14 protein-coding genes and 1 pseudogene are annotated in these 14,260 nt (G+C 56.6%); 4 read left to right on the top strand and 11 right to left on the bottom strand.

Annotation, left to right across the window (positions count from 1 at the left end; genetic code table 11):
* Window positions 1-136: 136 nt before the first annotated feature.
* Together ACR0AI_RS00715 and ACR0AI_RS00710 are read left to right on the top strand one after the other, a co-directional pair.
* The gene (locus ACR0AI_RS00715; protein WP_480671392.1) at window positions 137-1,354 is read left to right on the top strand and encodes an ROK family protein; all 1,218 of its coding nucleotides are present in this window, start codon (window positions 137-139) and stop codon (window positions 1,352-1,354) included.
* Window positions 1,344-2,855 (top strand): CRTAC1 family protein, encoded by a 1,512-nt coding sequence (locus ACR0AI_RS00710; RefSeq protein WP_480671394.1) that lies wholly within the window; start codon window positions 1,344-1,346, stop codon window positions 2,853-2,855. The genes ACR0AI_RS00715 and ACR0AI_RS00710 overlap by 11 nt, the downstream gene beginning before the upstream one ends.
* Here ACR0AI_RS00710 and ACR0AI_RS00705 read toward each other — a convergent pair.
* The 4 genes from ACR0AI_RS00705 to ACR0AI_RS00690 all read right to left on the bottom strand — a co-directional run bounded on the left by ACR0AI_RS00705 (window position 2,849) and on the right by ACR0AI_RS00690 (window position 7,024).
* Window positions 2,849-4,132, bottom strand: coding sequence for a cytochrome-c peroxidase (locus ACR0AI_RS00705; protein ID WP_480671396.1), 1,284 nt, complete (start codon window positions 4,130-4,132; stop codon window positions 2,849-2,851). The genes ACR0AI_RS00710 and ACR0AI_RS00705 overlap by 7 nt on opposite strands.
* A gap of 2 nt (window positions 4,133-4,134) precedes the next feature.
* A complete protein-coding gene (locus ACR0AI_RS00700; protein WP_480671398.1) occupies window positions 4,135-5,061 on the bottom strand; it encodes an aldose epimerase family protein in 927 nt (308 codons plus the stop codon).
* A 308-nt stretch (window positions 5,062-5,369) separates the two neighbouring features.
* A complete protein-coding gene (locus ACR0AI_RS00695; protein WP_480671400.1) occupies window positions 5,370-6,296 on the bottom strand; it encodes an aminotransferase class IV in 927 nt (308 codons plus the stop codon).
* Window positions 6,293-7,024 (bottom strand): sulfotransferase-like domain-containing protein, encoded by a 732-nt coding sequence (locus ACR0AI_RS00690; RefSeq protein ID WP_480671402.1) that lies wholly within the window; start codon window positions 7,022-7,024, stop codon window positions 6,293-6,295. The genes ACR0AI_RS00695 and ACR0AI_RS00690 overlap by 4 nt, the downstream gene beginning before the upstream one ends.
* Window positions 7,025-7,295: 271 nt before the next feature.
* On the opposite strand from ACR0AI_RS00690, the gene ACR0AI_RS00685 reads away from it, so the two are divergent.
* A complete protein-coding gene (locus ACR0AI_RS00685; protein WP_480671404.1) occupies window positions 7,296-7,490 on the top strand; it encodes a glutathione S-transferase N-terminal domain-containing protein in 195 nt (64 codons plus the stop codon).
* A gap of 207 nt (window positions 7,491-7,697) precedes the next feature.
* A complete protein-coding gene (locus tag ACR0AI_RS00680; RefSeq protein ID WP_480701231.1) occupies window positions 7,698-8,486 on the top strand; it encodes a flavodoxin domain-containing protein in 789 nt (262 codons plus the stop codon).
* Window positions 8,487-8,567: 81 nt separating this feature from the next.
* Here ACR0AI_RS00680 and ACR0AI_RS00675 read toward each other — a convergent pair whose 3' ends face one another.
* From ACR0AI_RS00675 to ACR0AI_RS00645, 7 genes and pseudogenes are all read right to left on the bottom strand, one after another.
* Window positions 8,568-9,413: a universal stress protein gene (locus ACR0AI_RS00675; protein WP_480671408.1), complete on the bottom strand. Its 846-nt coding sequence runs from the start codon at window positions 9,411-9,413 to the stop codon at window positions 8,568-8,570.
* 88 nt (window positions 9,414-9,501) lie between these two features.
* Complete coding sequence (locus tag ACR0AI_RS00670) at window positions 9,502-9,879, bottom strand: SnoaL-like domain-containing protein (RefSeq protein ID WP_170376164.1); 378 nt, start codon at window positions 9,877-9,879, stop codon at window positions 9,502-9,504.
* A gap of 82 nt (window positions 9,880-9,961) precedes the next feature.
* Window positions 9,962-10,087, bottom strand: a pseudogene (locus ACR0AI_RS00665) (IS6 family transposase); the annotation flags it as partial.
* An 83-nt stretch (window positions 10,088-10,170) separates the two neighbouring features.
* Window positions 10,171-11,178, bottom strand: a complete 1,008-nt coding sequence (locus ACR0AI_RS00660) for a LacI family DNA-binding transcriptional regulator (protein WP_480671410.1) — start codon at window positions 11,176-11,178, stop codon at window positions 10,171-10,173.
* A 5-nt stretch (window positions 11,179-11,183) separates the two neighbouring features.
* Window positions 11,184-12,353 carry a dihydrodipicolinate synthase family protein gene (locus ACR0AI_RS00655; protein WP_480671412.1) on the bottom strand — a complete coding sequence of 390 codons (1,170 nt, stop codon included), beginning with the start codon at window positions 12,351-12,353 and terminating at the stop codon, window positions 11,184-11,186.
* A gap of 4 nt (window positions 12,354-12,357) precedes the next feature.
* The gene (locus ACR0AI_RS00650) at window positions 12,358-12,666 is read right to left on the bottom strand and encodes a Dabb family protein (RefSeq protein WP_170639048.1); all 309 of its coding nucleotides are present in this window, start codon (window positions 12,664-12,666) and stop codon (window positions 12,358-12,360) included.
* 2 nt (window positions 12,667-12,668) lie between these two features.
* Window positions 12,669-14,255, bottom strand: coding sequence for a GMC family oxidoreductase (locus ACR0AI_RS00645; RefSeq protein WP_480671414.1), 1,587 nt, complete (start codon window positions 14,253-14,255; stop codon window positions 12,669-12,671).
* Between the last annotated feature and the right edge of the window lie 5 nt (window positions 14,256-14,260).

Here is a 14,260-nt window from a genome sequence, read left to right as displayed (position 1 = left end):
TCGAGTCCTTTTGAAGTGATTCGAGGACTTCACCTACCTGAGTAGCACATTTATTTCAGTCGGCAAAATATTTATGCTATCGCTAACATGAGAATCTGACTAAGGTGAATGCCAAGATGAGATTCGCGAGGGCAAGATGCTGAAAAACAAAGCCTCTTCTATCTCTAACGAGCAGCGGAACGTAACGCGGCTGCGCGTGCTGGAGCATATCCGCCGCAAGGGGGCGATCTCGCGCATTGATATTGCGGGTGCTTTGCAGACCAGCCCCGCCACCGTTACCACCGCAACGGCAGACCTGTTGTCTGCGGGGCTGATCCATGAGGTTGAAGGCGATCCTCAGTCTGGATCTCCTCGGCGCGGGCGGCCCCGTGTTTTGCTTAAGTTGAACGGTGGATCATTGCTGATCGCGGGGTTCAAGGTCACACGCCACTATGTCTCGGTTCTGATCGCAGATTTCGAAGGGCTCGAGATTGCGTCGATCAAATACCCGCTGGTCGAAGCCTGCATGACCCCGCTCGACTTTGCCCGAACCATCCGAAAGGCGCTGGAAAGCGCCTGCGCGGCTGCGTCCGTTTCAATGTCGGATATCGCAGGGGTCTCGATCGGGATCGCGGGCCTGATTGATGCCGAGCATAACTTTGTCCATTGGTCCTCCTCGATCTCGGAACGGAACGTGCCCCTTGGCCCGCTTCTGCAGCAAGAGGTTGATTGCCCAGTCTTCATTGAAAACGACGCAAATCTTGTTGCAAAGGCGGAACAATTGTTCGGGCTGGGCAAGGGGCTGCGAAACTTCCTTGTTATCACGATAGAACACGGTGTCGGCCTAGGGATCGTGCTGGGCGGCAAGCTCTACCGAGGCGAACGTGGATGCGGGGCCGAATTTGGCCATACCAAGGTACAACTGGACGGGGCGCTCTGCCAATGTGGCCAGCACGGATGTCTTGAAGCTTATGTCGGGGAATACGCCTTGATCCGAGAGGCCTCGATTGCCGGTCAGGATCGCGACCAGATCACCATTGCCGACCTGCATGACAACGCGCAGTCCGGTGATCAACATGCCTTGTCCGTGCTGGATCGGGCCGGTCAGATATTCGGCATGGGCGTTTCGAACCTGATCAATCTGTTCGATCCCGAATGTATCATCATCTCGGGCAGTCAGGTCAGCTTTCAGCACCTCTATTCCGACAGCGTGATGGAGCGGATACGTAAGGGGGTCGTTCACGTCGATGCCCCCCTACCCGACATCAAGGTCAACCAGTGGGATGACACCATGTGGGCCAAGGGCGCCATTGCCTATGCCATCGAACAGGTCTCAACCTTGAAGATACGCGAGATGCCGACCCATGCATCGTGAGTGCGCCCTCCTACTGGCAAGCACAACAGTTGTTGCGGCCGATCAGCCCGTACCAAGCTTTCAGCAGATCGTGGTTGCCGAACATGTCTATGACGGCGGTTGGGAACACTTCGTGGGCGGAGGCGTTGCGGTGTTCGACTGCAACGGAGACAGCCTGCCCGACCTCTTCGCCGCGGGTGGATCAAACCCGTCGCAGCTGTTTCGCAACACCTCGGGCGGCGATCTCTCTTTCCGCGTCGACACACCAGAGGCGCTGTCACTGACCGGTGTGACCGGGGCCTATCCACTGGATATCGACGGCGACGGCTTTCAGGATCTGGCGGTTCTGAGGGTTGGTGAGGACCTTTTGTTGCAAGGCCAGCCCGACTGCCAGTTTGCCCCTTTTGCCGATCTGAACTTCCAATCAGATGATCATTGGAGCACTGGTTTCTCGGCCACGTGGGAGGACGGCGAGACGCTGCCAAAGCTGGCCTTCGGAACCTATGTCGACCGTTTTGATCCTGAGGGGCCGTTCGAGACCTGCGGTCCGACGCTCCTCTATCGTCCCGAAGGATCAGGATACGGCGCACCAACGCCGCTGGAGCCCGGCTACTGCTCTTTGTCAATTTTATTCTCTGACTGGGCGCGCACGGGTCGGGCAGACCTGCGGGTCAGCAATGACCGCCACTACTACGTGCGCGGCGGGCAAGAGCAGCTCTGGGCGATGGAGGCCGAACCGCGGCTGTACACCGAAGACGACGGATGGCTGCCCTATTCGATCTGGGGGATGGGGATCGCCTCGCGCGATCTCACGGGGGACGGGTTCTCCGATGTCTACCTGACGTCGATGGGCGACCAGAAGTTTCAGGTATTTGACCCCTCAAACGACAGCCCGACCTGGCGCGATGCGACCTATGAGAAAGGCACCACGGCGCACAGACCGCATGTCGGCGGCGACGGGCGGCCTTCGACCGGGTGGCATGCGCAGTTCGGAGACGCCAACAACGACGGGCTGGACGATATTTTCGTGACCAAGGGAAATGTCGAACAGATGCCGGTAGCGGCCTTGAACGACCCGAATAATCTGATGCTGCAACAGCCTGATGGGTCCTTTGTCGAAACCGCCGCCGAGGCGGGCGTGGCCTCGATGGCCAAGTCACGGGGCGGCGCGTTGGTCGATCTGAACAATGATGGCCAACTGGATTTGGTGGTCGTCAACCGGGGCGCGCCGTTGGAGGTTCACCAGAACACAACTACCGCTGGAAACTGGGTTCTTGTCGATGTCTCTCAGAACACCTCCAACCGTGCTGCGGTGGGCGGGTTTATCGAGATGCGAACGCCGTCGGGCTTGCAGACCCGCGAAATCACCATTGGCGGAGGCCATGCAGGGGGGACGTCAGGCCTGCATCATTTCGGCCTGGGATCGGCTGAGGCGGTCGAGCTGCGGATGATCTGGCCGGATGGCTCCACAGGCGACTGGCAGGCGTATGACGCCAACCAGATCATCCGCCTCCATCACTGATCCACAGGCAGCCCGCTGGGAACGGTTTCGGGAACACCAAGCCTTTGGGCCGGGTCTTCAAGGGTGTTCAGAAAACTGAGGATCGAGTTTACCTCATCGTCGCTCAACGAAACCGGCTCCAAGCTATTGGCAGCAGCGATGGCCTCGGTCGTTTCAACCAAAGCCCGCTGATCATCGGCCCCCGGAAACGCGGGCAGACTTGCCTGTTCCAGCGAATACCGCTGCAACGACCTCACCGGATCAAGGTGGTGGCGCACCACATCCTCCAACTCGGCATAGGCTCCGCTATGGCCATAAGGGGCGGTCAGGGTCACGTTGCGCAGTGACGGTGTGCGAAAGGCAAAGGCATCATCGGCCTCACCGGTCACCCGCATGCGACCATCGTCGCGAGCATGACTTTCGAACCGCGCACCTTTTCCCGGCCCGATCTGAGGCATGGCGATGGCGTGGAACCCGTAATCCGTCTGGAGCCAACCTGAATGGCAGGAACTACACCCCGCTTCACCGTAAAACAGATCCAATCCAGCCTGGGCCTCGGGCGACAGCTCGGCCTCTCCGCGCATCGCCTGATCAAACAGGCTGTTGTCGGCCCTCCATTCGAAGGCGATGAAATCGGCTATGACGTTGGCAATCGTCGTAAAGGTGATCTCCTCACCCGGCAGTGCGTCTTCGAACCGCGTCTGATATTCTGGGATAGCCACGACACGCGCGGCGATCAGGTCCCAGGCCCCGCCCTCTTGTGTCAGCAGACCCAGGCGCACAGCTTTGCTTATTTCATTCTCGGAGTAATGACCGGCCATTTCGTCCGGCGACAGCACCGGGAACATGGCCTGCGCCGCGAGGGCGGATTTGAACCCCGGCCGCATATGCGTTCCAAGCGGAGTGCGGATGCCGTTGGGGCGGCTTGGGTCGGCCTCAAGCCGCCCGTCATGGAAGAAGACAGTGAACTCGTCCGCGCCGAGGTTCCACAGGGCCGGAGAGTTGCGGGGAATGCGCTGTTCCGGGCGGTTTTCCGGGTCCATTGCCCGTGTCATGCCAAGCCCGATGCCGCCCTCACCCACGCCGAGCGACAACCCGTCTGACGTGCCCAAACGCGGATGGTGACAGGACCCGCAGCTGATATTTCGGTTGCCGGACAGGATGGGATCGTAAAAGAGCAACTGCCCCAACTCGACAACGGCCAGATCAGGTTCCGCGAATTCGGGAGGTGGGCCAAGCTCTAGCGCTTGTGCGGCCGAGGCCAATCCCATCATTCCAATCGCCGAAAATACCCTCATGCCTAGGTCCCTGTGAGTTTGAGTGTAAGTGTCTGATGATAGGGCCGCTCAGGTGAAAAAACCATGCTTGGAAACGCGTTGATGTTGGGCGCGTTGGGATAGCCTGATGGCTCAATACACAGACCAGCGCCGGAGTGAAACGGTACCCCCAATGAACCAGCAGAATAGACCTGCGCCCCGGGCTGATCGGAAAACACGTGCAGTCCCAGCCCATTTACGGCGTCAATCTTGGCGATCGGCTGCTGCGTATCGCGGTCGTTGTCGAACACGTAGAAATGATCGACGTTTTTGCCCGGGCGACCCGGCTGCGTGAAATCCAGCCCCGTGTTCTTTAAGTCTTTTAGGTTGCCGGTTGGCACACCCTGCGCGTCCGTCTCCAGCACATGCCCGGCATTCACCTGCAGGGTGAAATCTTCAACGCCCATAGGACTGCCAAGCGTGTAGTAGTTATGTTGCGCGATGCTGATCGGTGTTGGCCGATCCGGCTGGGCCGTGATGGTATACATCAGATTGGGAAAACTGAGCGAGACGTGCAGCTCAAACCTGACCTCGCCCGGAAAGCCGCCTTCGCTATCGGTTGAGAGGTAAGTCATCACCGCCTCACGATCCGAAAGTTCCTGCAGTGTCCAGATTTGGCGGGACAGGCCCTCGGCCCCGCTATGAAGGGTATTGGCGCCCTCGTTCGGATCCAGCCTGTATCGCGTACCCGCGAGTTCAAAGCTCGCGTCCTTGATCCGGTTTGCCACCCGCCCAACAATTGCCCCATGATAAAAGGGGTCGCTCAGATAGGCCTGGGGATCGTCATATCCGAGGATTAACGGCGTATCACCAATCCACCACCCTTGGGTGATTGCTCCGTAGTTGAGAAGGCTGACGGACATGTTACTGTCCCGCAACCGCACCTGTTCGATCTGCAAATCCTCTCTCATTTTTCCATCGGACCGCTCAGTGCCGCGACACCTGTAGTCCTGTCCAAAGGCAGCCTTGAAGACCAACCCGAGTTACTGCGCTCATAAAACCGCCGAACAGGTCCCAACTCCACAAAAGGTGGCGGATGCCTTAGTGCCCACGTCTGAACGGCGACCACACGAGCGCTCGCAGTTAGCGCTATCATAGGCGTTGTCGAACGCGTAGCCTAGATGAAATTTGTTTTTTCTCCCACATTACACGGCTCTTGTTTTCCTTGAGGCAGGACACCCCAAACAGCGCGATCACGACCCCGATGGTTGGTCAAGGATCACGTTTGCGCGGCCACGTTTCGGGCGACCAGATCCTTGTAAAGTGCCCGGATGCGCAATGTCGTCGGGCCGGCCTTGCCCTCTCCGATCTGTTTGCCGTCTATCTCTGCCACCGGAGTCTGCGCGCCGAAGGTTCCGGTCAGAAACGCCTCATCCGCACCATAGGCTTCGTAGAGAGAGTAGTTCTTTTCAAATACCGGGATGTCATTGGCGCGGCACAGGTCGATCACCTTCTGCCGGGTCACCCCATTCATGCAATAGTCCCCGGTCGAGGTCCAAACCTTACCCTTGCGCACGATAAAGAAATTGCAAGCGTTGGTGGTGTTCACAAAGCCATGCGGGTCCAGCATCAGCCCCTCATCCGCGCCTGCTTGTTCAGCCTGCAAACAGGCGATGACACAGTTCAGTTTGGAGTGGCTGTTTAACTTCGCGTCCTGGCTGGTCGGCAACCCTCGCACCTGTGGCACTGTCGCCAAACGGATACCCCGCGCGGTCAAAGCCTCGGCGGGTTTGGAGTGTTCGACGATGGCCACGATGGTCGGCCCCCAGCGCGAGAGCTTGGGATGCTGAAAAGGCTTGGCCTTGCGACCGCGCGTGATCATCAGTCGCGCGTGAGCATCGGTTGTCGCACCATTAGCGGCAGCGGTGGCGTCCAGAATCTCGCGAATATCCTCACGCGTTTTGCCGATGTCCAGAGACACGGCCTTGCAGCTGTCAAACAGCCGATCCATGTGTTCGTCAAAAAAGGCCCAGCATCCATCATAGAGCCGCAGCCCTTCCCACATGCCGTCGCCCAGCATGAAGCCGGAATCATAGACCGAGACCTTGGCTTCATCCTTGTGAACCAGTACGCCATCGACCCAGATTTTCAGGTCCTCGTTGCGGGCATCGTATTCCGCGTCATGGGTTGAGAGTTCGGTTGTCATGCATCACCTTCCAGAACAAGCGCATCCGACCTGAGCCGCTCATAATACGGCATTGCCGCGTCGCATATGGATTGAAGCGCGGGCGGCAAGGTCGGGAGCGCCCCCTCAGCGCCCGCAAAACCGGTTGAGGCATGTACGGCCCCGTACCAGTGGCTGGCCCACACGCCGTCCGAGGGATGGCCGCCCGCAGGCCAAGACAACATGGCCGGGTCAAAGGGCAGATCAATTGCCGCACATAGTTTTCGCAACATCCGTTCGGGCGCCTGACGAATGTCATAGCTGTCGACGATCACCCCTGCCCCGGTTCGAGCGCAGATAAGATTGTAGATCTTGGCCTGTTGCACAAAACCAATATCCTCAAGCGTCGGGTTTTCGCGTTTTGCGGCATAGCTAGCCAGCACGCGCGCGGGGTGGCGGATCAGAAAGATATGTTTCAACCCATCCATCCAGGGCTGATCCAAGCCCCAAACCATGTGCTGTGTCATGTGTTTCTGGTAGATATGCGCTTTGCCTTCGGGCGGCTGCGCTGCGCAACCCTGGCCGACTTGAATGGGGTCGGTTTCGCCGGCAGCAACGATCTCCTCGCCCATCGGGTGATCCAGCCCGGTCTCGGCCAGATAGGCCGCGTAGAACGGCTCATCCCAGACGGCGCAATCGGCGCGCGCGCCAAAAGCATACATCATCGCAGTGGACAGATTTCTGGGGCCAGACCAGCAGGCTATGTTCATATTTCAAGACCCCTTATTTAGGTTGACAGGTGTTATCGCGGGCGGACCGCTGCACGAAGTTTTAGTATGCGCTGCGGACACATAAGGACACAACTTCAAGTTCACGAACGCCCCCCTCTGCTTGTCATAGCAACACCCCGATCTTGTCAACATTGAGAGTTCAGAGGATCACTGAAAACGGCCTCGGTAAAACGCCAAACTGACGTCGCGGTTTTTCCAGTCGAATTTCGTTGCAAATTCAACAATGTTGGAGCAACGACAGGATTATATCATGAAACTCTATTCCTACTGGCGCTCAACGACTTCATACCGGGTTCGCATCGCCTTAAACCTCAAGGGCCTCAGCTACGATTACAGCCCGGTCGATCTGGTCGCCGGAGAGCAAAGCGAACCCGGGTACACCGCGCTCAACCCCGGCAAGGGCCTTCCGACCCTGGTTCTTGAGGACGGCACAGCCCTGACTTAATCGCTGGCAATCATCGACTATCTGGACGTCATCGCGCCTGAACCTCGGCTACTTCCAGCCCACCCTCTGCAGCGCGCGCGCGTCCAAGCCGCCGCACACACCATCGCGATGGACATCCACCCGGTGAACAACCTGAGGGTCATGACCTACCTCAAATCTCAAATTTGAATGGACTCCGCCGGTCAGACCGATTGGTTTCACCATTGGATGACCGAAGGGTTTGCCGCTTACCAGGCGCTGTTGCCGCAAAACACCCGTTTCAATTTCGTAGGCACCTCGACCCTCGCCGATATCTGCCTTGTCCCTCAGCTCTATAACGCGCATCGTTGGGGGTTATTCCTCTATGAAACGCCTTTGATGGAGATCAAGGGCAATGCACGACACTTATTCATAATAAGCAATCTATTCAGACCGATTTATGGGAGGATCGGAATGACCGTACTCATCGCTTTCGCCACGGTCGAAGGCCAGACAGCGAAGATTGCACGCTTCATCAGCGATCTTGCGAAGAATGCCGGTTTCAACACAAAGCTGATCAATACTGATGAAATGCCCAGCCACGTTTCACTTGACGATGCGGTCAAGGTTATTCTTCTGGCCCCAGTCCACGAGCGTAGGCACCCCGATTCATTCGAGGCATTTACCGCTTCAAATAGAGATGCCTTAATGAAGCGAAAGTCTCTCGTGCTTTCGGTCGGTCTAAAAGCTGCTTTTGCGTCAGGTCGAGAAGAAGCACGCGACTATCTTGACGAAATGCTTCTTCGAACAGGTTTTGAACCAAATGCGACGGCTTTGATCGCAGGCGCGGTGAGGCCCGAAAACTACGGGTATTTTGAGAGAGAGATTCTTAAGCACGTCGTCTTGCTCGGTCGAAAAATCGATCCACGAGAAGGGGCAAGGGAGTTTACTGACTGGGATGAACTAACGTCAATTGTGATAGAGTTCCTTGGCGAAAACGGTCGGGCAAACACGCTTCAACCTCAAGCAAGCTCTTAAAATAAAATGGTTTCGTAACTATTTAACGATGAATTATTATAGCTATGGCTCCCAGAAAGTCACTGTCTTCGGCTCACTTCATTAGTGTCCGAAAAGCACTGGTAAACTTGTCTGCTCCAACATTGCTTGCGTCGTGCCCCCAAAAACTGACTCTCGCAGACGGGAATGCCCATAGGCGCCCATAACAATGAGATCGGCCCCCGCTTCGCTTGCTCGTTCTTGAATGCAGTCTGCAATTGAATTTCCCCCGCACTGGAACTGCGACACGGTCAAGTTGCAACCGTGATGGCCGAGCCATTTAGCTAGGTCAGTTCCCGGCACACTACCTTCTACGTCCTCAGGCGACGGCAAATCAAAACACCCAATCAAAACTTCATTGGCCGCCAGAAGAATGGGTAAAGCTAAATGCATCGCCCTGGACGCAGGCAAGCTGTCATTCCATGCCAAAAAAACGCGCTCGCGTTGGGCAAACGGGTCTCCATTGACCATTAGTGCCACCGGCGAATGAAACAACACTCCGCAGGCAATCTTGTGAAACAAATCGGGATCTTTTCGCAACTCAGCGTCCAGAAAAGCGATATCTGAGCATTTGGCTTGTTCTGCTACAAATTGCTCTAACTCTGTTCCAAGCCCCATTAAACAAGTTACATTTGCCGATACGCCCTGCCCAACCAGAAGCGCTTCAACTTCAGTGGCGCGAGACTTCAAGGCGGCATTTTTCGCGTGAAGAACGTCCAACCAGTTTGAGGGAAGACCCGCTTCGACGAACCTGTTTGATCCATACTTCAGGTAGGGCAGGTTAGGTAAGGCCGCGATCAATACGCAATTCAAGTGGTCGTTCTGGATACGGGCAGTTTCAGCGCATTCCAAAATCGACGCGTCTTCAGCATCAACTCCCACAAAATATGCCACAGTTCTGTGTTGCATTCCCGACCTCCGTCCGGAATTTAACTTTGCCCAAAAGCGGTGTGTACTGATTGAGCCAACAATTGGCTGATGTTGTTAGTCACTCTTCTCACTTCGGCAACATGAAGAACTCTTCCAGCACAATCTTGCCTTCCGCCACCGAATACACTGCGATCTCGCGCAGGGTCATACGCTCACCCGTCGCCTTCTGAACCACTTCAGCTCTGAAGCGGACTCCAAAGCGGTTGGGTGGGTGGACGTAGGGTCCATCCACTTCTAGTTCTTGGATTTCATGCGACGCCAACCAATCCTCTCTTTTTCCCTTTATGGCTTCGCGACCCTTTGAAACGCGAAATTGTCGAACCGGAGGCACAACGGCCTCTATCGACTGTGCGTTTTCGGCATACATTTCATCAACACTGCCAAGGCCTCTGCGTTCGCGCATGGCCTGGACGAAGGATCTACCGATTTCAATCAACTCTTCCATGAATCCCCTCCCCTAGATTGCCATTGAGTGTACCACTTCTTACCCGCTCAATTCTTGACAAGGATCAATAAGCACATTGGTGGATAGTTTCGGGACTCACATCGATGCCACGCTTGTGCAGCAGATCTTCGATATTCCGAAGCGAGAGCGGGAAGTGGATGATCCCAGGACTGGATACAAAGTGTTTGAAAAAGTCAGGTCTAGTTATGGCAAGAGCACGCAACCGCTATGTCCCGCTCAACCAAAGCTATTCTGACAAGACCTCTCGACATAAGCTGGAATAGCCTTTTGCTACACTGTGTCTTTCGTAGTTTGCCTCAATACCAAGCGCGTTGAAGTCCGCGTGTGTTGCGCAGGCGCGGCACCATCCTGCAACCACAGTAAAACAGTGTCCGCAACTTGTTCTCCAAACTCAGAGACGCCGCAATGTACGGTAGACAAAGCTGGCCAGCATTCTGATGCTTCCTTGATGTCGTCAAAACCGACAATCTGAAACTCCGTGCCAATTTTAACCTGAGTTTCATGGCAGGCATTGATCATCCCAAAAGCAACAAGATCATTGAAACAAACTGCGGCATCGCACGCAGGATGCTCTTTGAAGAGGCGGACTGTTGCTTCATGTCCAAATGATCGGCTGGATTCCCCTGTTTTTACAATAGGCTGCAAGTGGTTGCCTTTCATCGCACTGATATAGCCGGACAGCCTTTCCTGAGTGACTTCGGCACCATCCAGACCACCGATAAAGGCGATGTTTCGCGCGCCTGTTTCGATCAGGTACTGTGTTGCCGCGCGTCCACCCTCTGCGTAATCAGGAGCGATAAAGGGAAACCTGCCCGTTTCGCTTTCAACTTGTCGCAACACTTGCATCAACGGAATGCCAGCTCGCTCTACCGAGGAGAGGGTGTTTGTGACATCGCCATAAGCTGGCGAAAGGATCAAGGCAGAAACACCGTGCTCAAGCATCGCGCCCACCACCTGATCCTGAAGTTCAGGGTCTTCGTTCGTGTTAGCCAACACAACAGCATAGCCTCGGGACCCCAGCGCCATCTGCAACGAAGTCGCAAACTCGGTGAAGAACGGGTTGGTCAGGTCGTTGATCACCAAACCTATTAGCGCCGTTCCCGTGGATCGCAGATTTGCCGCCGATCGGTTGTAAACATACCCGATCTCTTTCATCGCGGTATGGACGAGCTTGCGTGTCTCCGGCTTCACCTGTGGGCTGCCCTGCAACACAAGGCTTACCGTCGACTTGGACACGCCCGCTGAGTTGGCGACATCTATGATCGTGGGTCTTCGCATTCAGGCTATTGTTCAACTCCATGCAAGCTGAGAAGCATGGTCATCCGTGCTTTAGCCAGTTCAGGATCCGAGAGTAAACCGGCCTGATCCGCCAATCTGAACACTTGCGCGTAGTGGCAGATGTCACGGCTGGATTGGAACCCGCCCGGCATGATGAAATGGGACTGGGCTCCGTTCAGCCATGCCAGATAGGCAATCCCGGCTTTGTAGAACCGCGTCGGAGCCTTAAATATCTCTCGGCTGAGGGGTATGGTCGGTGCGAACAGCGCATTGTAGCGATCCATGTCGCCCATTGCCAACGCCTCAAGCGCCTGGCTGGCGGCGGGGGCGATAGCAGCGAAAATGCCAAGTAGAGCGTGGGAAAAATGCGTTCCGTCCCCGGCAATAAGATCAGCGTAGTTGAAATCGTCACCGGTGTAGAGGCGCACACAGTCTGGCAACCGTGCGCGGAAGGCTTCTTCATGTGCCTGATCCAGCAGGGATATCTTTATCCCATCAACCTTGGCAGGGTTTTCGTTGATCAGGGACAGCACAAAATCGCTGGCCGCGTCGACATCCGAGCTCCCCCAATAGCCCGTCAATGCAGGATCGAACATATCGCCCAGCCAGTGCAGGATTACAGGCTCCGCCGCCCCATCGATAAGCGCGCGGTACACATCATGGTAGGTGTCCGGACCCGCGTTGATCGCCGGAAAGGCGCGTGACGCCATGAGGATCAATTGCCCTCCGGCGGCTTCGATCGCCTCGGCCTGATGCTCGTAGGCTGACAGGATTTCACCTGCTGTGTTCAACGCGCTTAGAGGCAGGTGATCGGTCCCTGCCCCACAAGCCACCCGAGGCGACAATGGATGCGCCTGCGCAGCCTTCATTGTGCGCTGGATCAGCTCCAACGCGGTCTCCCAATCGACGCCCATACCCCGTTGTGCGGTATCCATGGCTTCGGCCAGACCCAGCCCCTGGTCCCAGAGTCCCTGACGAAAGCGCAGTGTCGCTTCCCAATCAACTGTCGGGCGCCCATCCCATGGGTTACGTTCTGCCAAAGGGTCTGAAACCACATGAGCCGCGGCAAAAGCCGTACGTGTAAGAGGCACTTGCGGCGCGCGCGGCACTAGCGGCGTTCCAGTCAGCGCATAGGGTTCCAATTGCCCATCTAGATTTGGCAAAATCAATTTCATTGTCTCAAACCTCCAAATCCAGAACCAGAATGCCGTCGATACCACCCACGGCGTTCTCAACCAGCTGCGCGCCCAGCGCCTTGTGCGTTTCGTTGTTCTGATAGGCCTCCAGCGCGGCCCAATCGTCGAAATCGATCACGAACCCATGCATGTATCCGCGTTCGATCTGCTCGGGGCTCTCGCTTCGCCCCCCGGTGAACGCGCTGGCTCCGGGAAGGGCCTTGGACACGTCCTCGAGGCCTTTGTAAATGGCTCCGATTGTCTCTTCGGCCACGTCGGCGCGGAATTTGGTCAGTACGATGTGGCGGATCATTTTTAGAAACCCTGATCTTGTTTGATCATGTCGGCCGCTTTTTCCCCGATCATGATTGTAGGTGCATTGGTGTTCGATGAATTGACCGTCGGCATAATCGACGCATCCGCGACGCGAAGCCCTTCGATCCCATTGAATCGCAGGCGCGGGTCCAGAACAGCTTCGGTGTCACTGCCCATACGGCAGGTTCCAGCACAGTGGTGCGATGTTTTCGAATGTACGCAGATAAAATCGAAATACTCCTGCTCGGTCCGCACGTCCGGGCCCGGCAAACGTTCGGCCAGGATGTACGGCTTCAGCGCATCCTGTGCGAGGATGTTCTGCACCAGTTTCAGCCCCCGAATGGACATCTCGCGATCGTAAGAATCCGCCAGATAGTTGGGATCAATAAGTGGCATCACTGTGGGGTCTGAGCTTTGCAACCGGACGGTTCCGCGTGACCTGGGGCGCAGGAAACAGGCGTTCAGTGTCACCCCGCCGTTGGGCATGGCCTCGACCCCAGCCTCAATGCCGGTACCAAGCCCCAGATGCATCTGAAGATCCGGTGAACGCGCATCCGGGTCTGCGTACCAGAACCCACCCGTTTCAAACAGGCTGGACGCGACCGGTCCCTTGCGGGTGAAAAGGTATTGCAAGCCTGCGAAGGCTGAAAGGTGAAGCTTGGCGAAACGGTCGTAGGTGTGCGGGCCAGTCACTTCGCAGATCGAGTACAAATCCAAATGGTCTTGCAGGTTCGCGCCGACCTGAGGTTGATGGTAAACCGCGTCGATACCTAGACCGTCCAAATGATCCGCTGGGCCGATACCCGACAGTTGCAACAAACGCGGTGAACCGATGGCACCTGAGGACAGAATGACCTCTTTCGCAGCGGAGATCTTGTCCCCGTTCATCATCTCGACACCAGTCGCCCTGCCCTTGTCCACCATAATGCGACGGACCTGTGCGCCGGTGCGCACCGTCAGGTTCGGGCGGCTGCGGTTTGGCGCGATAAACGCCATCGCGGCAGAGGATCGTCGCGCATTGCGTTGGGTCAGCTGATAATACCCCGCGCCATCCTGCTTCGCCCCATTAACATCGCGCGTTTCGGGAATCCCCACTTCCCCTGCGGCCTTGATGTAGGCATCGCAGATTGGCAAAGGTGCTGCGGGCATGGACACGCCCAGCGGTCCGCCTTTGCCGTGAAACTCGTCGTCATAGGTGTCGTTGTCTTCGGATTTTTTGAAATAGGGCAGCACGTCGGCATAGCTCCAACCCTCGCATCCCATTTGCCGCCAGTCATCGTAATCCTGAGCTGCACCCCGTGTGTAGATTTGCGCGTTGATCGCAGACCCTCCGCCCATCACCTTGGCCTGGGTGTAGTTGAAGACCTTGTTCTGCATGTGCTTTTGCGGAACCGTGGACCAGCCCCAGCTGCCGATACCCTTGGTCATCTTCGCGAACCCGGCTGGCAGGTGAAAGAACGGGTGACGGTCGGTGGAGCCGGCCTCTAGCAACAGCACACGCGCCGAGGGTTCTTCGGAAAGACGCGCAGCGATCACCGAGCCTGCGGAGCCGCCCCCAATGACAATGAAATCATATCCTTCAGACATTCTTG

This window comes from Ruegeria sp. BG3 (genome assembly GCF_056538485.1).
This window is presented reverse-complemented; position numbering and strand designations above follow the sequence as displayed.